The following is a 21,991-nucleotide window of genomic DNA, read 5'->3' as shown; positions in this document are numbered from 1 at the left end:
CCCGCCCTAGACCCCGCTCCCGTCATCAGACGGCAGCGCGTCGATGCCGAAGAGGGTTTCGAGCGCTGCCGCGGCGTCGTTCACGCGGCCCTCTCGCCCGAGGGTTCTGATGCGGGTCATAGGTAGGTGCAGCAGCTTGCCCGAGAAGCGGCGCAGGGCGGCCTCGATCTCGGCCGATGAGGTGTTGCCGAGCGGGTCGCCCTCGGCCGTGGCCTCGCTGCCGTTCGGCGCCTCGGGCGCGAGCTGCGCCGTCGCCTTTCGGGCGCGGCACAGCTCGTCTTCGAGAATGCCGGCGACGTGGGTGCGCAGGGCGAGCAGGGCGGGAAGCGCCTCGCGCTCGGCCTGCGATGCGCTGAACTCGGCGGCGGCTGTGCGAACGATCTCGAGTGCTTCGGCCTCGGCGCTCAGCTCGGTCACGGGGGCGTGCTTGCTGATGGTCTCGAGGTCGAGCAGCCAGGCGCCGGGAAGCTCGGCGACGAGCGGGTCGATGTTTCGGGGCAACCCGAGATCGATGAGCAGGAGCTCGCGGCGGCGTTCGGCTTCGAGTGCCTCGCGCACAAGGTCGGCGGTGAGCACGGGGTCGTCGGCCCTGCTGCACGCGATGACGAGGTCGGCGGCCTTGAGCTCCGCCTGCAGCTCGCCCTGAGCAACGGCCTCGAGGCCGCGCTCGGCGGCGTAGCCCTCGGCCCGGCCAGAAGGTGAGAAGACGCGCAGCTGGGTGACGCCGCGGGCCTGCAGCGCGGTGACGGTCGCGCCGGCGTAGGCGCCCGTGCCGATGAGCAGCACGCGGGCCTCCTGCCAGTCGGGCACCCGTGCCTCGGCCATGCGCAGCGAAAGGCGCACGAGTGAGCGGCCCGCCGAGCGAATCTCGGTGCGGTGCCCGACCTCGCGTGAGGTGCGGGTCGCGGTGCGAAAGAGGTGCTCGAGGTCGTGCGTGAGCGTCGCTCGCTGCCTGGCGTCGTCGTGGGCTCGGCGCACCTGGCCCGCGATTTCGCCCTCGCCAACGACGGCCGACTCGAGGCCCGAGGCGACGGCAAAGAGGTGCTCTGCCGTTTCGCGGCCCGCTTTTGCGTCGGCTGCCGCGCCGAGTGTCTCGGCGTCGAGGCCGGTCACGCGCGAGAGTCTCGTGAGGAGCGCCTGCTCCTGCCCCGCGCCGGTGTCGGCGTAAATCTCAAAGCGATTGCAGGTGCTGAGCACGACCGAGCCCTGGGTGAGTGAGGGGTCGTCGAAGGCGTCGCTGATGCTCTCGTGGTGACGCGAGAGGTGCTCGAGCGTTTCAAAGGGGGTGCGCTCAAGCGTGAATGACAGTGAGGTAAGCATGGGTCGCGGGTGCTCCGGGGTGGTTCGGTGGGTCGCGTGTCAGTGAATACGTCAAGCAAATCACTCGAACCTGAATACATCTGATCTGATACATCAGATCTATGCGTTAGCATCTGGTGCGATGAGACTTTTGAGTGAAACCCACCCGCTCGTGACCGGTGTCACCAGCGATGCCCCGCTCGTGCGCGCGCTGCGCGGCGACCGCCCAGAGCGCGTTCCCGTCTGGTTTATGCGCCAGGCAGGCCGTTCGTTGCCAGAGTACCGCGCGCTGCGCCAAGAAACCCGAATGCTCGATGCATGTCTTGACCCCGCGCTCGCGAGCGAGATCACGCTGCAGCCCGTGCGCAGGCACGGAGTCGACGCCGCGGTGTTTTTTAGCGACATCGTCGTGCCCCTCTTGCTCGCCGGGGTCGAGGTTGACCTCGTGGCTGGCAAGGGCCCCGTCTTTGCCCACCCCGTGCGCACCGCGGCCGACGTCGAGCACTTCCGCGCGACCTACACTCCCGAGCGCCTGCGCGAGGCCCTCGAACCCGTGCGCGAGGCCGTGAGACTCACGGTCGCCGAGCTTGGCGAGACGCCGCTCGTGGGCTTCGCCGGCGCCCCCTTCACCCTCGCGGCCTATCTCGTCGAGGGAGGCCCGTCACGCGAGCACCTGCGCGCGCGCACGCTCATGCAGAGCGAGCCAGAGGTGTGGCGCGACCTGCTCGAGTGGGTCGCCGACCTCAGCGCCGTGTTTCTCGAGGCCCAGGTTGAGGCTGGCGCGAGCGCCGTGCAGCTCTTCGACTCGTGGGCAGGCTCGCTCAGCGTGAACGACTACCGCGAACACGTGGCCCCGGCCTCGGCCCGCGCGCTCTCGCTCGTGAGGCAACTGGGCTTTCACCACCCGGGCTGGCACGGCTACGCCGACGTGGCGCTTCAGGTACCCGTGATCCACTTTGCGGTCGGCTCGGGGCACCTGCTCGAGGCGCTCGCCGAGCTCGGCCCAGACGCCGTTGGCGTCGACTGGCGCATTCCGCTCGACGAGGCGAGCGAGCGTCTCGGCTCTGAGATGCCGCTGCAGGGCAACCTCGACCCGGCTCTGCTTGGTGCCCCCGACGAGGCCCTCGAGGCACACCTCGCCGACGTGCTCACGCGCGGGCAGCACGCCCCCGCCCATATTCTCAACCTTGGCCACGGGGTCCCTCCCGAAACCGACCCGGCCGTGCTCACCCGCATCGTCGAGCTCGCGCATGCCTTCTAGCGAGACCCGCGACACCAGCCCACAGTGCATTGTCGTTGTGGGCGGAGGCGTCGCGGGTCTCGTTGCGGCCAGAGAGCTGAGCCTTGGCGGCGCGGCCGTCACGCTCATTGAAGCGGGCTGGCAGCTCGGCGGCCGGGTCGCATCGGCGCCCCTTCACGGCCACGCGGTCGATGTTGGCGCCGAGGCGTTCGCGACCCGCGGGGGCGGGGTGCAGCGCCTCATCACCGAGCTGGGGCTCGCCCAGCGGGTGGTTTCGCCGGCGCCGCTCGGCTCGTGGGTGTACGCCGAGGGTGTCGCCAGGCCGTTGCCGAAGGGCGGCGCGCTCGGCATTCCTGCGAGCCCCATGAACGCTGAGTCACGACGCGTGCTCGGCTTTGGGGCCGCGCTGCGCGCCGCGCTCGAACCCCTTCGCCGCCTGGCCACCCCCACGAACGACGAAACGACGGTCGCGGCCCTCGTGACCGAGCGTCTCGGGGCACGCGTGCTCGAGCGGCTCGTGCGCCCGATCGCGCTGGGGGTCTACTCGACCGACCCGACCGAGCTGCGGATCGCGCAGGTTCCCGGGCTTCGCGAGGCTTTCGAGCGCAGCGGATCACTCGTGGGTGCAGCCCGTGAGCTCCGTGCCGCGAGTTCGGCCGCGGGAGGGGCCGTCGCTGCCCTCGAGGGAGGCATGACCCCGCTCGTCGCTGCCCTCGAGGCTGACCTGCTCGGTCGCGGCTGCGAGATCGTGCGCGGCACGCAGGTGGTTGCGCTCGTGCCGCCGTTTGACACCGAGCCGAGCTGGCAGGTGCACGACGCCGAGGGCTCGTGCCTCGCGAGCGCCGATGCCGTGGTCATCGCGGCCCCGGAGCGGGCGGCGCGCGATTTGCTCGGCGGGCTGCTCGGTGGCCCGGGCGATGCGGCCCCCGCGCCGAGCGATATCGAGGTCATTGCCCTCGCGGTGCATGACGAACGGCTCGACGGGGCTCCCCGCGGCACCGGCGTGCTCGTCGCGCCCGGCGATCCGCGGGTGACCGCGAAGGCGCTCACGCACGCGACGGCGAAGTGGCCCGATCGCGCGGTGGTGCGCGGCCCCGGCGAGCACGTGCTGCGCCTCTCGTACGGCCGCACGGGCAGCGCTCCAGAGACGGCAGCGCTCGCCGACGCCGACGCCTTTGCGCTCGCCCTGCGCGACGCGAGCCTGCTGCTCGGTATTGAGCTCGCTCCCGACTCGCTTGCCGACGCGGTCAGGCAGCCCTGGTCGGTGAGCCCGCCTCCCGGCGCCCGGCCCGAGCCGCAGACCCCGGCGACGGTGGCCCTCGCGGGAGACTGGGTGCACGGCACCGGCCTCGCCTCGGTTGTCGCGGGTGCCCGCGGCGCGGCGAACGACCTCCTGGGGCGGCTTGCGCCCCTCCACCCGACCGATCCCTCATCGACCCCACAGCAAGAAAGCACGGTGCGACCAGCATGACCGAAACGAAGCAGACCGAGCGCACCGCGAGCGTGACGAGGGCTGAGGGCCCCGTCGAGGCCGCTCCCGGCATCATCAGGGTGGGCACGAGGGGCAGCGTGCTCGCGGTGTCGCAGACCACGACTGTCGCCGAGACGATTGCCCGTGCGACGGGCCTCGACGTCGTGCTCGTCATCGTCACCACGAAGGGTGACGTGTCGCGTGCCCCGCTCGCCCAGCTCGGCGGAACCGGCGTGTTCGTGAGCGCCCTGCGTGACGCCCTGCTCGCCGGCGAGTGCGACGTCGCGGTGCACTCGCTCAAAGACCTCCCGACGGGGCCCTGCGAGGGCATCACCCTCGGCGCGATTCCCGAGCGTGCCGATGCGCGCGACGCCCTGTGCGCTCGCGACGGGCTCACCCTCGAGACGCTTCCCGAGGGCGCGCTCGTCGGCACCGGCTCCCCCCGCCGCGCAGCCCAGCTGCTCTCCCGCCGCCCCGACCTGCAGGTCAGCGACCTGCGCGGCAACGTTGACACGCGGCTTGGCCGGGTCGGAACCGACCTTGACGCGGTCGTGCTTGCCGCCGCCGGCCTCGACCGCATTGGTCGCGACGCCGCCATCTCTGAGCGCTTCTCGCTCGACGTCGCCCCGCCCGCCCCGGGCCAGGGCGCGCTCGCGATCGAGGTGCGCAGCGCCGAAACCGAGACGGGGCCGCTGCACGACGCGCTCGTCGCCCTCAACGACCCCGCTGCCCGCGCCGAGGCGCTCGCCGAACGCGCCCTGCTCGCAACGCTCGAGGCAGGGTGCGCGGCCCCGATCGGCGCAACGGCCGTGGCCGCGAACGGCGAGCTCACGCTGAGCGCGACCGTGTACCGCCTCGACGGGCAGGAGCAGCTGATGGCCGTCGAACGTTCTCCCCTCGCGTCACCCGAGGCGGATCGCGACGCGCGCTACCGCTCAAGCCTCACCGATCGCACGGCTCACGAGCTCGGCGCGAGCGTCGCGAAACAGCTGCTTGATCAGGGCGCCGCCGAACTCGCACCCCTCGGGGCGACGCGGTGAGTGCCCCCGATCGCCACACCCACGGTGGGCCTCCCGGGGGTTCCCACGGTGGCTTGCACGCGGGCCCGCACGGCGGCTCCCACGGCGGCTCGCTTGAGGGCGCACTCGCGGGCCAGCGGGTGCTCGTGCCGCGCGCCGAAGCCCGCGGCGATCACCTCGCTGAGCTCGTTCTGAGCCTCGGCGGTGAGCCCGTCATGGTTCCGCTCATCGAGCACACGCCTCCGGCCGACGAGGCGGCCTTCGCCGCCGCGATCGATCGCTGGAACGCTGGCGCCTACGACTGGGCTGCCATCACGAGCGTGCGAGGCGCCCAGGCCTTCGCGCGAGCAGGGGCAACGCCGAGCGGCGGCCGCATCGCCTCAGTCGGAAGCACCACGACCGCAGCCCTCGAGTCACTCGGCTTCTGCGTCGACCTCGAACCCGAACGCTTTACCGGCGAGAGTCTCGCGAGGGCACTCGTCGCGAAACTCATGAGCTGGCCAGCCCCCGACGGCAGAGCGAGCGTGCTGCTGCCCCTCTCGGCGATCGCCGACACCACGCTTGAAACCGGGCTCATCGCTGCCGGTCACCGCCCCGAGCGGATCGACGCCTACCGCACCAGCCCCGTCGCGGGAGACCCCGAGGCTGATGCGGCCCTCGCCCCCTCGATCGACGCCGCGCTCGTGCTGAGCGCCTCGGCAGCGAGGGCGCTCGCCGCACGCTTCCCGACGCTCCACGAGCATGCGCGCCTCGCAGCGATCGGCGAACCCACCGCAAGAGAACTCAGAAGCCTCGGCATGCCGCCCGCCGTCGTCGCCCGCCAGCACACCGCCTCAGGCACGGTGACGGCGCTCGCGAGGCTCACCGAAACCAGCAAACCATCGTGAAGAAGGTGCCGCAATGCAACCGCAAGGAGACCTGATGACCCTGACCAATCGACCGAGGCGCCTGCGCGCCACCCCGGCGCTGCGCCGCCTCGCCACCGAGACCCGGCTGCACCCGGGCGAACTCGTGCTGCCGCTCTTCGTGCGCGAAGGGATCCACGAGCCGCGTCCCATCACCTCAATGCCGGGCGTCATGCAGCACACGCTTGACTCCCTTCGCGCAGCCGCAGCCGAGGCCGCCGAAGCGGGCGTCGGCGGCGTCATGCTCTTCGGCGTTCCCGAGACGCGCGACGCCCTGGGCAGCGCGGCCGATGACCCCGACGGCATTTTGAACCTCGCGACCCGTGCCGTCGCGAGCGAGGTCGGCGACGCGCTCGTCGTGCAGACCGACCTGTGCCTCGACGAGTTCACCGACCACGGACACTGTGGCGTGCTGAGTGATCAGGGGCGATCCGCTGCGGGTCAACCCCGCGTCGATAATGACGCGACGCTCGAACGCTACCGGTCGATGGCCCTCGCACAGGCCGAGGCCGGCTCACAACTGCTCGGACTCTCGGGCATGATGGACGGGCAGGTTGCCGCCGTGCGCGACATGCTCGATGCCGCCGGCCACCACGACACCGCCGTGCTCGCCTACTCCGCCAAGTACGCCTCGGCGTTCTACGGCCCCTTTCGCGAGGCCGTCGACTCGCAGCTCACGGGCGACCGTCGCAGCTACCAGATGGATCCGGCCAACCGCCGCGAGGGCCTGCGCGAGGCGCAGCTCGACATCGCCGAGGGCGCCGAGGTCGTCATGGTGAAACCCGCCATGAGCTACCTCGACGTGCTCTCAGACGTCGCCGCCGAGAGCCCCGTGCCTGTGTGGGCCTACCAGGTGTCGGGCGAGGCGGCCATGATCGAGGCCGCCGCGGCCAACGGGTGGATCAACCGCCGTGCCGCCATCGAAGAATCGCTCGTGAGCATCAAGCGCGCAGGCGCCGACGCCATCCTGACCTACTTCGCCACCGAGATTGCGAGCAACCCATCATGACCAACACCCTGAACCCTGCTGCTGGCGGCGCTCCCGTCGCCGATAACGCCGTGCTCGCCGAGAAAGCGGCGCGCGTCATTCCCGGCGGCGTGAACTCACCCGTACGAGCCTTCGGATCTGTCGGCGGAACCCCACGCTTCCTCACCGGCGGACGCGGTGCCATCGTGACCGACGTCGAGGGCAACGAGTACGTCGACCTCATCGGTGCGTGGGGCCCGGCCCTGCTCGGCCACGCCGTACCCGAGGTCGTTGACGCGGTGCAACGGGCTGCGGCGCGTGGCTTTGGCTTCGGTGCCTCGGTGCCCGAGGAAGCCGAACTCGCCGAGGCGATCATCGAGCGAGTGCTCGAAGCCGAGCGAGTACGCCTCGTTTCGACGGGAACTGAGGCGACGATGACCGCGATCCGCATCGCCCGAGGCCACACCGGACGCCCCCTCATCATCAAGTTTGCGGGGCACTACCACGGGCACTCCGACGGGCTGCTCGCCGCTGCCGGCTCGGGGCTTGCGACCTTCGGCCTGCCCGGCTCGGCCGGCGTGACCGAGGCCACCGCCGCCCAAACCCTCGTGCTCGACTACAACGACCTCCCGGCTCTCGAGGAGGCCTTCGCCCGCCACGAGGGCCAGATCGCCGCCGTCATCACCGAGTCGGCCGCCGCCAACATGGGCGTGCTGCCCCCTGAGCCGGGCTTCACCGAGGGCCTGCTGCGCCTCGCCCACGCAAACGGCGCGCTCGTCATCACCGACGAGGTGCTCACTGGCTTCCGGGCGGGCCCTGGCGGCTACTGGGGGCTTGAGCGGGAGGCCGTGCAGGGTGGTGCTGCTGGTGCTGGTGCCGGTGCCGACGCGGGTGCCGGGGCTGGGGCTGACGCGGGCGGGCTGCGGCCCGACCTCTTCACCTTCGGCAAGGTGATCGGCGGCGGCCTTCCGATCGCGGCGGTCGCCGGCCGCGCCGAACTCATGAACCTGCTCGCCCCGCTCGGACCGGTCTACCAAGGCGGAACCCTCTCAGGCAACCCCCTCGCCGTCACCGCCGGCCTCACCACGCTGCGCGCCGCCGATGCTGCTGCGTACGAGCGGCTCACCTTTGCCGCCGACACCCTCGCGGGTGAGGTGAGCGGCGCCCTCGCCGAGGCCGGGGTCGCACACCGGGTGCAGCGCGCCGGAACCCTCATGAGCGTACTCTTCGGCGACTTCGATGACGCCCCGCGAACCTACGATGACGTGCTCGGCCAGAACGTGGCACAGCACCGGGCGTTCTTCCACGCGATGCTCGACGGCGGCGTGCACCTGCCGCCGAGCCCCTTCGAGACGTGGTTTGTGAGCGCGGCCCACGACGAAGCAATCCTTTCGCGGATCGCGGAGGCCCTGCCCTCTGCCGCCCGCGCCGCGGCTCGCGCCTGACCCGCGCCGCGGCCCGCGCTCTCGCGGTCTCGCGGCTGGCCCGCCCCTCCCACGGCTGGGCCAGCCCGGTTTTGCCTGGCTTGGCCCGGTCCAGGGCTGATTCCTCCCGAATTCACCCTGCCGCACCAAATTGTTTGCACTTTTGGGCCGTTTTAGGGTGTTTTGGTCCGAAAAGTGCAAACAATTTGCTGGATGGGGGCGGATCGCGCAGAGAAGAGTGTCAGATTGCGCCAGAACGGGCCCGCCGAGGCGCCCTGACCGCTCCCCAGGCCGTGACCCTGCCCGCACCCCAAAACGCAAACGCCCGCGCCACAGCCCAGGCCGGTGGGCCGGGGTGGGACGCGGGCGAGGGCGGGGCGGGGCAGCGAGTGCCGAATACCGAGTGCGCGCGGGTGAGGGCGCTCTAGCGAGGGCGCGCGGGGCGCGGGCGCCGCGCTACACGCGGTCGACGAGCGCCGCAGCGACGCCCGTGTAGGTCGCGGGGGTGAGCGCGAGCAGGCGCTCCTTGGCTTCGGCGCCGATGTCGAGGCCGCTCACGAACTCGATGAGTTCGGCCTGGCCGATGCGGCGGCCGCGGGTGAGTTCTTTGAGGGCGGCGTAGGGGTCGCTGATGGTTGAGCGGCCGGCGGTGACCTCGGCGCGAATCACGGTCTGAATCGCCTCGCCGAGTACCTCCCAGTTGGCGTCGAGGTCGGACGCGAGCACCTCGGGTGCGGCGTCGATCTGGCCGAGGCCCTTACGAATGTTGTCGAGCGCGAGCACCGAGTGGCCTATGCCGACGCCGATGTTGCGCTGCGCCGACGAGTCGGTGAGGTCGCGCTGCCAGCGGCTCGTCACGAGGGTTGCGGCGAGTGAGTCGAGAATCGCGTTCGACAGCTCGAGGTTTGCCTCGGCGTTTTCGAAGCGAATCGGGTTGACCTTGTGCGGCATGGTCGATGAGCCGGTTGCGCCCTCGACAGGAATCTGCCTGAAGTAGCCGATTGAGATGTAGCTCCAAATGTCGGTCGCGAGGTTGTGCAGAATGCGGTTCGCGTGCGCAATGCGCGTGAACAGCTCGGCCTGCCAGTCGTGCGATTCGATCTGGGTGGTGAGCGGGTTGAACGTGAGGCCGAGGCCCTCGACGAAGTCGCGCGAGATCGCGGGCCAATCGGCGTGTGGATCGGCCGCGAGGTGCGCCGCGAACGTACCCGTCGCACCCGAGAACTTGCCGTAGTACGGAATCTCGCGAATCTGGTCGAGCTGGCGGCGCAGGCGGTGCACGAATACCGCGAGCTCCTTGCCGAGCGTCGTGGGGGTCGCGGGCTGGCCGTGCGTGCGGCTCATCATGGGGAGCTCTTGGTACTCGCGGGCTTGGCGCGTGAGTTCGTCGATGACGGTCTCGAAGCGGGGGATCCACACTTGTTCGATCGAGTGCTTCACGGTGAGGGCGTACGAGAGGTTATTGATGTCTTCGCTCGTGCAGCACACGTGGGTGAGCTCGGCGAACTGGCCGAGGCCCTGCTGCTCGAGGCGGGCGCGCACGAGGTACTCGACGGCCTTCACGTCGTGCTGCGTGACGCGCTCGGTCTCGGCGAGCTCGTCAATCTCGGCCTGGCCGAACTGCGCTGCCCACTCGCGCAGCGACGCGAGCTGCTCGGCTCCCATGGGCGAGCCGCCCAGCAGCGAGTGCTCGGTGAGGTACGCGAGCCACTCGACCTCGACGTGCACGCGGGCACGGTTGAGGCCTGCCTCTGAGAGGTAGTCGCCGAGGCCAGCGACGGCCGCGCGGTACCGCCCGTCGAGGGGGCTGATGGGCTGCGGGGGAAGACTCGTGGTCTCAGACATATTGGTGAACACTCCACGTGGGGTCGAACGGGACAAGACCCCTCTATTGTCGCAGAGTTTGGCGGCTCAGGTGGCCGGTTATGCACAGGGCGATGAAGAGGCCTGAGAGCAAGCAGTGAGCCCCCTGAACGTTCATTGCGGCGACTCAGGCAGCGAGGGTAACGTACCGACTAGGTGGAGAAATTTTAGCCGCCTACTCGCCAAATGAAGTGGAGGTTTACGATGAGTACCCCGACAGAAGTTCTTCCAGGAAGCATTGCTGACGTAGGCGCGGCAGCCGAGGTGACCCGATACCTCGAGCCGGTTGTTCAAGACCTCATCGCCTTGTCTGTGAACGGCAAACAGGCCCACTGGCACGTGCGCGGCATGAATTTTGTGCGCACCCACGAGTTTCTTGACGAGGTTGTCGATCACGCCCGCGAGGCATCTGACACCCTCGCCGAGCGCGTGGTCGCCCTCGGGCACCCGGTTGACGGCCGCCTCGGCCAGGTAGCGGAGAAGACTCGCACCCCCGAGCTGACTGCTGGCTTCCAGGGCGCGAAGGCAACGATCCGCGCGATCATCGCTCAGATCGACGCGACCCGCCAGGACGCGACGACGGCGATCAAGGCCCTCGACGAGATTGACCCGGTGAGCCAGGATCTCGTCATCGCGGTTGCGCAGGAGCTCGACAAGGACCGCTGGTTCTTGAGCGCGCACCTCGACGACCTCGACGACTAACGCATCAACCCCCTTGCGCGGCGGCCCAGAGCTTCGGTTCTGGGCCGCCGTTTTTGTGTGCGCCGCGCGACCTACGCGCCCGCACGCAAGTATGCCCCAGCACGCTAGCTGGGTGCCCGCACGCACGCGCGTGTACCCAGCTAGCGTTCGCCGGGTTCGTCCTGCCGAATGCGGCCGACGCCGACCATAACGTCGAACGTTGCGCGGGCGTGTTCCTTGAGTCGTTGCCGAGCCTCTTCTGGCTTTTGGTCGGTGATGGCCTTGATGAGGTGTGTGTGTTTTTGAGTTTTGAGTCTGCGCGGGTCAGTGCGAGGCCCCTCATCGGTCAGTGAGCTCGTAAGGTATGCCTGAATTTGTTGCTCGGCCGTGATGAGCCGTGATGAGCCGGTGAGCTCGGCGATGCGAATGTGCAGGCGGGCATCGGCAAATCGGTACTCGTCTGGTGTGAGTTCTTCGCCATCGACCGCATGGGCTAGCTCTTTGATCTCGACGAGCTCGTCAGGCGTTGCTTGAGCAGCAACGATGGCGCAACATTCTCCCGAGATAGCTTCACGCCATCGGGTGAAATCTTCGAATTCTGAGACTGTTGGAAAATCGGCTGCCTGGTACCAGAGCTTTTCTCGAATGTCGCTCTGCACGAAGGTTCCGGCGCCGCGACCGCGGGTGGTGCGAAGTATCTCTCGGTCACGCATGACTTGCAGAGCATTGCGCACCGTCATCGGAGCGACGTCAAAGTGCTGTGCTAGCTCGGCCTCGGGTGGTAAACGGTCGCCAGGCTTGAGCATTCCTGAGCCAATTAATTCGCCGAGCCGGCGCATGACCGCTTCGGAGACGCCAGCGGAGGTGACGGGTTGCAAAAGCTCGTTCCAATTCGGTGTATCCATGACACTCACCCGATTCCCTAGTCAGATTCAGTGGCGATGCGTGGGGAAAACGAACGCGTAACCCGAGATTTCGGGTGCTGCGAAGGGTGCTCCCAAAACTGATCGCAAAAACAACGGTTGCCTTTTTAGAAATATATCATCTAGTATTCATAGTACTAGTTGGGGGAAGGCTTCTAGCTAACCTACACCGCCCCTCTCAGATAGGGAAGGTGCTGCGCCAGCCAACAGTGTTTTCGCCAGGAATTATGCAAAGGAGCAGATTCGCGTGACTCAGCAACGCTTATCGAAAGGCGCGACCACGTTCGGAGTGAACGGAGGGAGCGCACGATGACGAGCTTTGTGCTCAAACGGTTATTGAGCCTTATTCCAGTCGTGGTGGTTGTCTCGATTGTCATCTTTTCGATCACCTACCTCACACCGGGTGACCCTGCACGAACGATTCTTGGCCCTGATGCGAGCCCGGAACAGGTGCAGGCTCTTCGCGAGTCGCTCGGCTTGAACGCCCCTCTCGTGACGCAGTACTTCAGCTGGCTCGGTGGAGTCTTGACCGGCGATCTCGGCGACTCGTTCTTCTTGCGCAAGTCAGTTCTGAGCGCGATCGGCGATAACCTTACGCCGACACTGCAACTCGCCACGATTGCCATCACGGTGGCGCTGATTCTCGCGATTCCCCTTGGCACGCTCGCTGCTAGGTACCGGGGCACGGGGCTCGACCGCGGGGTCATGGCGTTTACGCTTCTCGGCATGGCGGTGCCTTCATTCGTGCTTGGTTTGCTACTCATGCTGCTGTTTGCGGTCAAGCTTCGTTGGGTACCGGTCGCCGGTTACGTGAACCCAATGCTCGACTTTTCAGCGGGCATGAAAACCCTCATTCTTCCAGGTGTTGCCCTCGGCGCGATTGTGGCGGCGCTCATTACCCGCACGACAAGGGCTGCCGTGCTTGACGTGCTGAGCTCTGACTACATTGATGCAGCCAGGTCGCGTGGCGTGAGCAACGTACGTCTGCTGTTCACGCACACGCTGAAGAACGCGGGCTTGCCCATTCTCACCATCGTCGGCCTCACGGTCGGCACCCTCGTCACGGGTGCCGCCGTCACCGAAACGATCTTCAATATTCCCGGTATTGGCTCACTGCTCGTGCAAGCGATCTCGCGGCGTGACTACGCGGTGATTCAGGGTGTCGTGCTCATGATCACCTTCTTCTACCTCTTTATCAACCTCTTCATCGATCTGCTCTACGGTCTCGTCGACCCCAGAGTGCGACTCGGTGGCAAGAAGGGGGCATAACCATGACCGCACACCTGACCGTGCCAAATACGCACCTCATTACCCTCCAAGAGCCCGAGCGCGACACCTTCTTGAAACGCGCGCGGCGAAACCGCAGCTTCGTTTTTGGGCTGGGGTGGATCGTGGTTGTTGGTCTCGCGGCACTCTTGTTGCCCATCGTGCTGCATCTCGATCCATACTCGGTGAGCCCTTCGTCAAGGTTGCAGGGCCCCTCATCGACCCACTGGTTCGGCACCGACGGCTTTGGGCGTGACGTGTTCGCGCGGGTACTCTCGGGTGCCCTCACCTCGCTGAAGGTGGGCCTCATCGTCTGCGGCGTGAGTGCCGTCGTCGGAACCATGATTGGTGTTCTCGCCGCTTTCAATACCGTGCTCGACCAGGTGCTCATGCGCATTTGTGACGGGCTGATGGCGATTCCTGGAATTCTGCTCGCGGTTTCGCTTGCTGCTGCTCTCGGGCCGAGCACGACGAACCTCATCATCGCGTTGGCAGTCGTGTACACGCCGGGACTCGCCAGGGTCGTTCGATCACGAGCGCTGGCTGTGAAGTCTGACACGTTTGTTGATGCAAGCCGTGTGCAGGGCGCACGCCCTGTTCACGTCATGGTGAAACATATCTTGCCCAACACCTTCTCGGTGACGGCGGTGCAGGCCACCTTTATTTTTGCAGAGTCGGTCATTACCGAGGCCGCGCTTTCCTTTCTTGGAGCAGGCGTGCCGCAGCCCATGGCGAGCTGGGGCAACATGCTCAACGAGGGTAAAGACGTCATCATGCAGGCCCCGCACATCGTGATCTTTACGAGCATCTTTCTCGTGATGACTGTTTTGGCCCTCAACCTCTTAGGAGATGGACTGCGCGACATCGTTGACAGTCGCGGGGCAACACAACGGCCAAAGCGTCTCGGGGTGCTTGGCCGCATGACCAAAAAGAATGCCACGCCACAAGCACCATCGCGAGCAGCACAGAAGGGAGAGCAGCGATGACAACGCACACACCGGCTGTTCCGCTCACGATCGAGCGGCTTCGCATTGACATTGACACCCAGCATGGGGTTGTCGAAGCGGTAAAGAATGTGACCCTCGATGTTCGTGAGCGTGAGATTCTCGCGATTGTGGGCGAGTCAGGTTCAGGAAAGACTCTTACCGCGCGGGCTGTGCTGGGGTTTCTTCCCGCCCACTCCCGCGCGAGCGGCGTGATTCGCTTACGCGGCACTGACGTCCTGGAGGCCTCGAAAGAGCAACTGCACACGATTCGCGGCGACGATGCAGCGATGATTTTCCAAGAACCCTCGTCAGCGCTGAACCCGGTGTTTCGCATCGGCTGGCAAATGGAAGAGGGCCTTCGTGCTCACGGTATGCGTGACGCTCAAGAGCGCAAGAGGGTTGCCATCGACATGCTACGCGCGGTCGGTATTCCTGAGCCAGAGAAGCGTTTTGACTACTACCCACATCAGTTTTCGGGAGGGCAAAAGCAACGCATTGTGATCGCGATGGCGCTCGCGTTGCGCCCTTCGGTCATCATTGCTGATGAGCCGACGACAGCACTCGACGTGACGGTCCAGGCTGAAATTCTTGAGCTTTTGCGGCAGTGTCGAGATGAGTTTGGCGCCTCGATCGTGCTCATTACCCACAACATGGGCGTCGTTGCCGATCTCGCTGACCGTGTGGCCGTGATGTATCAGGGCGACCTTGTCGAGCAAGCTCCAGTCGATCAGCTGTTTGCTGAGCCCCGCGAGGAGTACACGAAGCAGCTTCTCGCGGCAGTACCGCGGCTTGGATCGGCATTGACCGTCGTCGAGGCGCCAGAAGCTGCTAAGGGCAGACCGGTGACCCGTGCAGCTGAGCAGCAGGCGATCGTTTCAGCGAATGGCTTGAACGTTGTGTATTCAGGCGGATTCCGCCAGCCATCGTTCCATGCGGTTCACGAGGTGACCTTTGACATTGCCCCGGGCGAAGTGCTCGGGCTTGTCGGCGAGTCAGGCTCTGGCAAATCAACGATTGGCAAGGCGATCAGTGGTCTTGCTCCGGTTGACAAACGTACTTTGCGAGTGCTCGGAGAAGATATCGCTTCGCTTCGGGGAAAGCGGCGGCGAACCCTGCTTAAACAGATGGGCTATGTGTTCCAGGACCCTGCGACGTCGTTCAATCCCTTCATGACGATTGAAGAGGCTATCGAAGAGCCGCTCGTCATTCACCGTGCGCACCCAGAACGTGTTGCAAGAAAGCAACGTGTGTTCGAACTGCTTGACGCGGTACAGCTTCCACGCGCTATGGCCACGAGGCGGCCCTACGAGCTCTCTGGCGGTCAGCGGCAACGAGTTGGTATCGCCCGAGCTCTCGCTCTCGACCCAAAGCTCCTCATCGCCGACGAGCCGACGAGCGCGCTCGATGTTTCGGTGCAGGCGAAGGTACTTGAGATCTTTCGAGAGTTGCAGAACGAACTGCAGTTCGCCTGCCTCTTTATTAGCCACGACCTCGCTGTCGTCGAAATGCTCTCAGATCGCATTGCCGTGCTGAAACAGGGGCGGTTGGTAGAGCTCGGCCAAACGGCAGAGATCATTCACCATGCCACCGACCCCTATACGCAGGCGCTCATCGGTGCCGTCCCAGTACCTGATCCGGTAGTGCAACGGCAAAAGCGAGCCGCTTGGAAAGCTGCTCAGGGTTCGGCCGCGCGCTGATCCGCATTCATTAAAGGAGGAATAATGCCCGAGGGCGAGTTCGTTGTTGCAGTGCCACGACGACCAGAAGACCGTGTAGCCGAAGAAGGCTCACGAAAAGAAGAGGGAAACTACCCGAAGGTGCTCGCGTGCCTTCGCGAGGTCGGGCTCACACCCATCGTCGTGGGCGACACCTCGGCCGATGTGAGCGGCATCGACGCAGTGCTCATTCCCGGCGGTGGTGATATTGATCCGCTTCGCTACGGGGGCGAGCACACCGAGAAGGTGTACGGCGTTGACCAGAACCAAGACGAGGTCGACTTTTGGATGGTGAGCTACGCGCTCGAACACGGGCTGCCGCTCATGGGGATCTGCCGTGGCGCACAGCTCATTAACGTTGCGCACGGGGGAACTCTGTATGAAGATCTGCCTGAGGGCAGCGGCCGGCACCACAACAACATTTCTGAGGCCGCAGACTCGAGTGTTTTTGTTGAGCACCGGGTCACTGTTGACCCCGAGAGCCTCGTAGCCGAGAGCCTCGGCGGCGCAACAGAGGCCATGGTTCGCTCGGCACATCACCAGTGTGTCAGGGACCTGGGAGAGGGGCTGCGTGTTGTCGCACGAGCCGAAGACGGCACGGTCGAAGCCTTCGAGGGAGAGCAGGGCTGGCTTATCGGTGTTCAATGGCACCCCGAAGCGGAGCGTGAAGCAGGTCTAGTGAAGTACGGGCAGTTTGAGGCTTTTGCCGCTGCGATTCGTAAGCGGGCGGAGGTGACGAACCATGCGTGAGGCGATCACACTCAAAGAGGCTGCTCAAGAGAGCGTGCGTGAGCGCTCAGAAGAGCTCCTCGCGGTAAGCCACACAATCTCTGCAAACCCAGAGCTCAGCATGCAGGAGTTTGCATCGAGTGCCTTGCTTGTTGACGCTGTTGCCTCGTTAACAGGGGTCACTGCTCAGACAGGCACAGGCGGTCTTGAAACAGCGTTTCAAGCGACTGCAGGGTCGGGTGAGCTTAAGCTCACGATCTGCGCAGAGTATGACGCGCTGCCTGTCGTCGGCCACGGCTGCGGGCACAACATCATCGCGACAGCAGCGCTTGGTGCCTTTGTCGCCCTCGCGCCCCTCGCCGATGAACTCGGTATGACGGTGCGTCTCTTGGGCACTCCCGCCGAAGAGAACGGCGGGGGCAAGGTCAAGTTGCTTGACGCGGGTGCGTTTGAGGGCACCCATGCGGCCATTATGGTGCACCCGGCCCCGCTCGATAACGTCAGCATGAATCCTTATGCATCGAACGGGCTCAAGGTTCGTTTTATCGGCAAAGAGGCGCACGCGTCGCTTGCGCCTCACGAGGGCGTGAATGCGCTCGATGCGCTCACGGTGGCCATGACCGCGGTCGGGCTTGCCCGGCAGCAGTTGAAACCGGGACAGCAGATTCACAGCAGTATTAGCGAAGCCGGCGGTGCACCAAACGTCATACCCGGAACCGCGGCGGCGATGTGGATGGTGCGAGGCGACAGCCTCGACAGCCTCGAAGAGGTGACACAGGTGGTCGAACGGTGCATCAACGCCGGTGCGCTCGCCGCGGCCTGCGAGGTGACCATCGAGAAGAAGACCAAGGGTTGCTACTCGAATATCTTGCTCGATCACGAGCTCATTGAGCTCTACCGGGAGAACGCGCTGCATATTGGCCGCACCCCGGCCGACATTGCCCCGCTCGGCGGGTCAACCGATATGGGTAACGTATCGCTCGTCGTGCCCTCAATTCACCCCATGATTGGGCTCAACAACCCCGAGCTCACGCTGCACACTGCAGAGTTTGCGGCAGCTGCGGCGGGCCCTGCCGGCGACGCGGCAGCGCTCGACGGCGCGATTTTGCTTGCACAAACCGCAATTGACATCGCGACTACGGCAAAGGTTCGTGAGCGTTTGCTCGGCTCGAACCCTCTTGCGCAAACACAATAACCATGACCGTGCTCTGCACACATCGTTGGAACACATATAACAAAGGAGTGATGTGCTCATGAAACCATCGAGAGTACTCAGAAATACCCTGCTCGCTACCACCCTCGTCGGTGCGTTAACGCTCACCGCGTGTAGCGGTGGCGGTGAGAGCCCCAAGGGAGGCGACGGCGAGCCATTTGTCGTCACCGCAACGATCAACGATCAGCCAGCAAACCTTGATGCACACCTGACGCAGGTGCAAAAAGTCGCCGAGATTACTCGCCCGATTTTTGAGACCCTGCTCACGATCGATGAGAACTATGAGATTCAGCCAATGCTCGCCGAATCATATGAGCGTAGCGACGATGGCTTGACCTATACGTTCAACCTACGTGAAGGGCTTACCTTTCACGATGGCAGCGATCTTGACGCGACCGACGTGGTCGCCTCAATGGAACGCTGGACGAGGTTGACCGCCCCCGGTATTAATGACTTTGCAGGCGCCACCTGGAAAGAGATTGACCCGTTGACAGTTGAGCTCAAGGTCGAAACGCCGAGCTTCTTGCACGAGCTCCAGCTCGGTGGCCGTCTCCTGAACGTGCCCGCGATCATGCCTTCTGAGGTCATTGAAGCCGCGGGCGATGACCCCATCGAAGAGGTTATTGGATCAGGCCCCTACAAGTTCGAAGAGTGGGTACCCGACCAGAAGCTGACGCTCTCGAAGTGGGATGACTACCAGTCGGTTGAGGCGCCTTCGAGCGGTCTTGCCGGCAAGAAAGAAGCGACGGTCGACGAAATCGTCTTCGAGTTCCTCGAAGACGTGACGACCCCCGTTGCAGGGCTTCAGACGGGTCAGTACGACGTCGTGCTTGGTGCTGCACACGACCTGCTACCCCAGCTCGAGGGTGATGACAAGGTTGACCTCGGCATCTACATGTACGGGTTGCAGAACGTCGCCTACAACATTCACAGTGGCCCAGCGGCCGATGTGAAACTGCGCCAGGCGATGAACATGGCTTATGACCGTGACGAGATGATGACGGCTGCGGTGGGTAGCGATAAGTACTACACGCTGATTCACGACAACATGGCCGCGCCTTGGCAGGCGGTCTGGAACACCGAGGTCGGGAAGAAAGACTACAACTCGGTCGATATCGAGGGCGCTAAAGCACTCATTGCCGAGAGCGATTACAACGGTGAACCTTTGACCCTCATCGTGAGCAGTCATTCGCACAACGCTTCGGCGGTTGCGGTGGTGCTGCAGGATCAGATGGCAAAAATCGGTGTGAACGTTGAGATTGAGTCAATGGAGTGGGCGGCATTTATTGATCGTTACCTCAACGATTACGACTCGTGGGACCTCGGTATCATCACCCAGGCCGTGAAGAATGAGCCTACGCAAACGATCGGCTGGGTCTCGAACAATCCCGGTTACCAAGATGGCGATGCTGAGCTCGAGCGTCTCGAGAAGGCTTACCGCGGGGCTCCAACCCTTGCAGAGGCGCAGGATCTCTATGGCGAGATACAACAGTACATTGAAGACCTGAGGCCACTGAGCCGTCTCGGTGATACCCACGAGATGTGGGCAGCCTCAACGAGCCTCGATAACTTCGAGGTGTTCGATGCTTCGGTTCTATGGTGGAAGATTACACCGGCTCAGTAATATCTGAGTTATGTCGCTGCGCCGCCAGCCCCGTCATGTGGGGTTGGCGGCGCAGCGCTTTGGTGAGGGCCATATCAGCGAGCGTAGACATTCTTTTGCGCTTACTCACCTTGCTTGCGCCGCGCGACCTACGCGCCCGCATCACCCAATCGCGTGAGCGGCCGATCGCCGTGCGGCCCGAAGAGGTGCAGTATCTCGACCGCGTGGTCGTCGGCCGGGCCGAACCAGTGCGGGGTGGCCGAGTCGAACTGCGCCGTCTCGCCAGGGCCGATGAGGTGCTCCTCGTCGCCGAGCAGCAGTCTGAGTTGGCCGGCGAGCACGTATATCCAGGCGCGGCCCTGGTGCGTCGTGAGTTTCGGTTCGCGCGGCTCGATGACGTGTTTGAACACGTGCACGCGGCTGGGGTTGCTCGTGAGCGGCACGACGACGCCTCCTGACTGCATGGCCTGCGGTTGCAGGTGCACGCGCGGGTCGCCGGTCGCTGGGGCGCCGACGATCTGGTCGAGGCTCACCCGGTAGGTCTTGGCGAGGGGCAGGAGTGCGTCGAGGCTCGGGGCGCGCTTGCCGGTTTCGAGGCGCGACAGTGCGCTCACCGAGAGGCCCGAGTCGTGGGCGACCGCCTCGAGCGTGAGCCCGCGGGCGGTGCGCATGGCGCGCAGGCGGGGGCCGATCGCGGCGATCAGGTGTTCGGTTGAGGGGTCCATGAGGCTATTTTTGCAGATTCCGCAAAAATGCTGGTGCGTGAGCCTTGGCCAGGCGACGATGAGTGCTGCGGATCGCACCAGCGCATCCCGCGGTACACCACTCACGAGAGAGATCCCGATGCACGCACTCCTACTCGGCGCTAGCGGCGCCGTTGGCACCATTATTCGACGCGAGCTTGAGCGCGAGGGCCATCGCGTCACGACCGCGAGTCGCCGTGCGGCCCCGGTACCGGCGGCTGCAGTGGCTGCTGCGACTGAGGCTGCGGCAGGCCAGGCCCGGTCGGTACGCGTCGACCTCACGGGAGATCTCGGCCCCCTCTCGGCGCTCGCCGAGACGCACGACGTCGTGATCAACGCTTCTGGCATCGAGCGAGCCGACCTTGCGGGGGCGACCGGGGCAACGCCGCTCGTCGATATTTCGGCCACGGGTTCGTACCTCCAGGCGCTCAAAGCTGCGGCACGGGGCCCGGTGGTGCTCGGGGCGGGCCTCAGCACGGTGCTCGTGAGCGCGCTCGAGCAGCGGCCCGGCGACGAGCTTGATGCGCTCGTCATGCTCGGCGCTGGCGAACAGCACGGCCCAGCCGCCGTCGCGTGGACCGCTGGGCTCGTCGGCACCGACGTGTTTCAGCCGCCAGAGGGAGGCCGGGTGCGAAACCTCGCCGGGAGCCTCCGGGCGAAGGGGCCCGACGGGCGCACGCGGCGCTACCTTCGCGCCGATTTTCCCGACCACATTGTTGCCGTGAGCGGGCGAGCGGGGCAAGGGGGTGCGTCGGCCGCGATCCGCAGCTATCTCACGCTGAGCTCGCGGCCGATGACCGCGGCGCTTCGCGTGATTGGGCGGGCGAAGGGGCTGAGCGGTGTGCTCGGCATGGCCCCGCACGTGGGGTCAGACGCGTGGTACGTGGTCGCGCGCAACCGGCGCACGGGCGAGCGGCTTGAGGCTGAGGGGTCAGGGCAGTCTGAGGCGACGGGGCGGCTCACGGCGCTCGCCGTAGTACGCGCGGCCGAGAAGGCACCGTTTGGGGCGGTGTCGATGGCCGAGCTCGCGACGCAGGAGGAAGCGCGGCAGGTGCTGCGCAGGGCCTAGCGCCTGCGCGACTCCTTCTTGCTGAGGCCAAACACGGCGTTCAAGACCGAGGTGATGAGCGAGAGCACGAGCGCCCCGAGCACTGCCCACCAGAAGCCGTCGACCTCGAGGCCGAAGCCGATGACACCCGAGACCCAGCCCACGATGAGCAGCAGGGCGCCGTTGATGATGAGGTTGAAGAGACCGAGGGTGATGATGCGCAGCGGAATAGCCACGAAGCGAAACACTTTGCCCACCGTGATGTTCACCGCGGCGAAGAGAATCGCGACGACCACGAAGGTTGTGACCGACGCCATCGTCTCGTCGCCGAGCGGGCGAATCCACACGCCCTGATCACCCGAGCCGCCGACGATGAGCGTGGTGAGCCACAGGGCGAGGGCGCTGACAAGAATTCGGCCGAGGTTCTTCATGCCTCTATGCTCTCAGGAAAACCCTGGTGTTTCGTGCGAACGGCGCGACTGCAGCGGCGTACCAGCCCCGTGCACTACGCTTTTTGCATGGGAATCTTCAGCAAAAAAGATCGCAAGGCTCAGTCGGCACCCGAGGGGTTCGTGCCCTTCACCTTCACCGTTTCGACGGTCTTCGCGATTCCCATGCGCGGCCCGGCCCTCGTGGGCACCGTGACCGACGGTGAGATGCGCATCGGCCAGAGCGCCGTGCTGCTGTTGCCGAGCGGGCCGATCAAGGTCACCGTCGCCAAAATCGATAAGGCTCGCAAAAAGGCCGCCTTCGCGAGCGAGGGAGAAGAGGCCGGAGTCTTTCTCACGGGCTTCACCACCGAGCACATTCCGGTCGCTCCCGGCCAAAACGGCTCGGTGATTGACGCTGGCGCCATGTCGGGGTGCGTGCTCGCGGGGCACTGAGCCCGAAGCGCC

At 65.5% G+C, this 21,991-nt stretch carries 20 protein-coding genes; 15 read left to right on the top strand and 5 right to left on the bottom strand.

The genetic code is table 11. The features are described 5' to 3' along the window. Positions 1–6 precede the first annotated feature (6 nt). A complete protein-coding gene (locus JSO19_RS06425) occupies positions 7–1,320 on the bottom strand; it encodes a glutamyl-tRNA reductase (RefSeq protein ID WP_270910522.1) in 1,314 nt (437 codons plus the stop codon). Between the two features lie 121 nt (positions 1,321–1,441). Between JSO19_RS06425 and hemE the strand changes: the two genes are divergently transcribed. Genes hemE through hemL form a run of 6 tightly spaced genes read left to right on the top strand, consistent with a single transcriptional unit; the run spans position 1,442 to position 8,346 of the window. After that, the gene (hemE, locus tag JSO19_RS06420) at positions 1,442–2,560 is read left to right on the top strand and encodes a uroporphyrinogen decarboxylase (protein ID WP_270910520.1); all 1,119 of its coding nucleotides are present in this window, start codon (positions 1,442–1,444) and stop codon (positions 2,558–2,560) included. Further along, on the top strand, positions 2,550–4,010 hold the full coding sequence (locus JSO19_RS06415; protein ID WP_270910518.1) for a protoporphyrinogen/coproporphyrinogen oxidase: 1,461 nt from the start codon (positions 2,550–2,552) through the stop codon (positions 4,008–4,010). The genes hemE and JSO19_RS06415 overlap by 11 nt, the downstream gene beginning before the upstream one ends. Then, complete coding sequence (gene hemC, locus JSO19_RS06410; protein ID WP_270910516.1) at positions 4,007–5,050, top strand: hydroxymethylbilane synthase; 1,044 nt, start codon at positions 4,007–4,009, stop codon at positions 5,048–5,050. Before JSO19_RS06415 ends, hemC begins: the two co-directional genes overlap by 4 nt. After that, entirely contained in the window at positions 5,047–5,916 is an 870-nt protein-coding gene (locus JSO19_RS06405; RefSeq protein WP_270910515.1) for a uroporphyrinogen-III synthase, read from the top strand. Before hemC ends, JSO19_RS06405 begins: the two co-directional genes overlap by 4 nt. 34 nt (positions 5,917–5,950) lie before the next feature. Continuing rightward, positions 5,951–6,943 (top strand): porphobilinogen synthase, encoded by a 993-nt coding sequence (gene hemB, locus JSO19_RS06400; protein ID WP_270910513.1) that lies wholly within the window; start codon positions 5,951–5,953, stop codon positions 6,941–6,943. Then, on the top strand, positions 6,940–8,346 hold the full coding sequence (gene hemL, locus JSO19_RS06395; RefSeq protein WP_270910511.1) for a glutamate-1-semialdehyde 2,1-aminomutase: 1,407 nt from the start codon (positions 6,940–6,942) through the stop codon (positions 8,344–8,346). The genes hemB and hemL overlap by 4 nt, the downstream gene beginning before the upstream one ends. 435 nt (positions 8,347–8,781) lie before the next feature. On the opposite strand, the gene purB is transcribed toward hemL, so the two are convergent. Then, positions 8,782–10,170, bottom strand: a complete 1,389-nt coding sequence (purB, locus tag JSO19_RS06390; RefSeq protein ID WP_270910509.1) for an adenylosuccinate lyase — start codon at positions 10,168–10,170, stop codon at positions 8,782–8,784. Positions 10,171–10,392: 222 nt separating this feature from the next. Here purB and JSO19_RS06385 point away from each other — a divergent pair, with 222 nt between their 5' ends. Next, a complete protein-coding gene (locus JSO19_RS06385; RefSeq protein ID WP_217133088.1) occupies positions 10,393–10,890 on the top strand; it encodes a Dps family protein in 498 nt (165 codons plus the stop codon). Positions 10,891–11,030: 140 nt separating this feature from the next. Here the strand turns inward: JSO19_RS06385 and JSO19_RS06380 are convergent, their stop codons facing one another. Next, positions 11,031–11,774, bottom strand: a complete 744-nt coding sequence (locus JSO19_RS06380) for a FadR/GntR family transcriptional regulator (protein WP_270910506.1) — start codon at positions 11,772–11,774, stop codon at positions 11,031–11,033. A gap of 327 nt (positions 11,775–12,101) precedes the next feature. Here JSO19_RS06380 and JSO19_RS06375 point away from each other — a divergent pair, with 327 nt between their 5' ends. The 6 genes from JSO19_RS06375 to JSO19_RS06350 are packed head-to-tail and all read left to right on the top strand — an operon-like array spanning position 12,102 to position 19,325. Further along, complete coding sequence (locus tag JSO19_RS06375) at positions 12,102–13,061, top strand: ABC transporter permease (protein ID WP_270910504.1); 960 nt, start codon at positions 12,102–12,104, stop codon at positions 13,059–13,061. Positions 13,062–13,063: 2 nt separating this feature from the next. After that, positions 13,064–14,044: an ABC transporter permease gene (locus JSO19_RS06370; protein WP_270910502.1), complete on the top strand. Its 981-nt coding sequence runs from the start codon at positions 13,064–13,066 to the stop codon at positions 14,042–14,044. Then, positions 14,041–15,741, top strand: a complete 1,701-nt coding sequence (locus tag JSO19_RS06365; protein WP_270910500.1) for a dipeptide ABC transporter ATP-binding protein — start codon at positions 14,041–14,043, stop codon at positions 15,739–15,741. The genes JSO19_RS06370 and JSO19_RS06365 overlap by 4 nt, the downstream gene beginning before the upstream one ends. A 24-nt stretch (positions 15,742–15,765) precedes the next feature. Continuing rightward, positions 15,766–16,509 carry a gamma-glutamyl-gamma-aminobutyrate hydrolase family protein gene (locus JSO19_RS06360; RefSeq protein ID WP_270910498.1) on the top strand — a complete coding sequence of 248 codons (744 nt, stop codon included), beginning with the start codon at positions 15,766–15,768 and terminating at the stop codon, positions 16,507–16,509. After that, a complete protein-coding gene (locus tag JSO19_RS06355; RefSeq protein ID WP_270910496.1) occupies positions 16,502–17,683 on the top strand; it encodes a M20 family metallopeptidase in 1,182 nt (393 codons plus the stop codon). Before JSO19_RS06360 ends, JSO19_RS06355 begins: the two co-directional genes overlap by 8 nt. A 58-nt stretch (positions 17,684–17,741) precedes the next feature. After that, positions 17,742–19,325: an ABC transporter substrate-binding protein gene (locus tag JSO19_RS06350; RefSeq protein ID WP_270910495.1), complete on the top strand. Its 1,584-nt coding sequence runs from the start codon at positions 17,742–17,744 to the stop codon at positions 19,323–19,325. 128 nt (positions 19,326–19,453) lie between these two features. Here the strand turns inward: JSO19_RS06350 and JSO19_RS06345 are convergent, their stop codons facing one another. Continuing rightward, the gene (locus JSO19_RS06345; RefSeq protein WP_270910493.1) at positions 19,454–20,029 is read right to left on the bottom strand and encodes a helix-turn-helix domain-containing protein; all 576 of its coding nucleotides are present in this window, start codon (positions 20,027–20,029) and stop codon (positions 19,454–19,456) included. Positions 20,030–20,066: 37 nt separating this feature from the next. On the opposite strand from JSO19_RS06345, the gene JSO19_RS06340 reads away from it, so the two are divergent. Next, positions 20,067–21,116, top strand: a complete 1,050-nt coding sequence (locus JSO19_RS06340; RefSeq protein WP_270910492.1) for an NAD-dependent epimerase/dehydratase family protein — start codon at positions 20,067–20,069, stop codon at positions 21,114–21,116. On the opposite strand, the gene JSO19_RS06335 is transcribed toward JSO19_RS06340, so the two are convergent. Next, positions 21,113–21,526: a phage holin family protein gene (locus JSO19_RS06335; RefSeq protein ID WP_270910490.1), complete on the bottom strand. Its 414-nt coding sequence runs from the start codon at positions 21,524–21,526 to the stop codon at positions 21,113–21,115. The two genes, JSO19_RS06340 and JSO19_RS06335, sit on opposite strands and share 4 nt — an antisense overlap. A gap of 87 nt (positions 21,527–21,613) precedes the next feature. On the opposite strand from JSO19_RS06335, the gene JSO19_RS06330 reads away from it, so the two are divergent. After that, positions 21,614–21,979, top strand: coding sequence for a hypothetical protein (locus JSO19_RS06330; RefSeq protein WP_270910488.1), 366 nt, complete (start codon positions 21,614–21,616; stop codon positions 21,977–21,979). Positions 21,980–21,991: the final 12 nt, after the last annotated feature.

Source organism: Leucobacter sp. UCMA 4100, assembly GCF_027853335.1.
Classification (GTDB): domain Bacteria; phylum Actinomycetota; class Actinomycetes; order Actinomycetales; family Microbacteriaceae; genus Leucobacter_A.
Note: the sequence above shows the minus strand (reverse complement) of the source record. Positions and strands in the feature narration are given on the sequence as shown.

What these genes read in the sequence shown, in the direction of transcription:
- JSO19_RS06425 (WP_270910522.1), bottom strand. Translation starts at nt 1,320, where the DNA reads ATGCTTACCTCACTGTCATTCACGCTTGAGCGCACCCCCTTTGAAACG.
- hemE (WP_270910520.1), top strand. Translation starts at nt 1,442, where the DNA reads ATGAGACTTTTGAGTGAAACCCACCCGCTCGTGACCGGTGTCACCAGC.
- JSO19_RS06415 (WP_270910518.1), top strand. Translation starts at nt 2,550, where the DNA reads ATGCCTTCTAGCGAGACCCGCGACACCAGCCCACAGTGCATTGTCGTT.
- hemC (WP_270910516.1), top strand. Translation starts at nt 4,007, where the DNA reads ATGACCGAAACGAAGCAGACCGAGCGCACCGCGAGCGTGACGAGGGCT.
- hemB (WP_270910513.1), top strand. Translation starts at nt 5,951, where the DNA reads ATGACCCTGACCAATCGACCGAGGCGCCTGCGCGCCACCCCGGCGCTG.
- hemL (WP_270910511.1), top strand. Translation starts at nt 6,940, where the DNA reads ATGACCAACACCCTGAACCCTGCTGCTGGCGGCGCTCCCGTCGCCGAT.
- purB (WP_270910509.1), bottom strand. Translation starts at nt 10,170, where the DNA reads ATGTCTGAGACCACGAGTCTTCCCCCGCAGCCCATCAGCCCCCTCGAC.
- JSO19_RS06385 (WP_217133088.1), top strand. Translation starts at nt 10,393, where the DNA reads ATGAGTACCCCGACAGAAGTTCTTCCAGGAAGCATTGCTGACGTAGGC.
- JSO19_RS06380 (WP_270910506.1), bottom strand. Translation starts at nt 11,774, where the DNA reads ATGGATACACCGAATTGGAACGAGCTTTTGCAACCCGTCACCTCCGCT.
- JSO19_RS06375 (WP_270910504.1), top strand. Translation starts at nt 12,102, where the DNA reads ATGACGAGCTTTGTGCTCAAACGGTTATTGAGCCTTATTCCAGTCGTG.
- JSO19_RS06370 (WP_270910502.1), top strand. Translation starts at nt 13,064, where the DNA reads ATGACCGCACACCTGACCGTGCCAAATACGCACCTCATTACCCTCCAA.
- JSO19_RS06365 (WP_270910500.1), top strand. Translation starts at nt 14,041, where the DNA reads ATGACAACGCACACACCGGCTGTTCCGCTCACGATCGAGCGGCTTCGC.
- JSO19_RS06360 (WP_270910498.1), top strand. Translation starts at nt 15,766, where the DNA reads ATGCCCGAGGGCGAGTTCGTTGTTGCAGTGCCACGACGACCAGAAGAC.
- JSO19_RS06355 (WP_270910496.1), top strand. Translation starts at nt 16,502, where the DNA reads ATGCGTGAGGCGATCACACTCAAAGAGGCTGCTCAAGAGAGCGTGCGT.
- JSO19_RS06350 (WP_270910495.1), top strand. Translation starts at nt 17,742, where the DNA reads ATGAAACCATCGAGAGTACTCAGAAATACCCTGCTCGCTACCACCCTC.
- JSO19_RS06345 (WP_270910493.1), bottom strand. Translation starts at nt 20,029, where the DNA reads ATGGACCCCTCAACCGAACACCTGATCGCCGCGATCGGCCCCCGCCTG.
- JSO19_RS06335 (WP_270910490.1), bottom strand. Translation starts at nt 21,526, where the DNA reads ATGAAGAACCTCGGCCGAATTCTTGTCAGCGCCCTCGCCCTGTGGCTC.
- JSO19_RS06330 (WP_270910488.1), top strand. Translation starts at nt 21,614, where the DNA reads ATGGGAATCTTCAGCAAAAAAGATCGCAAGGCTCAGTCGGCACCCGAG.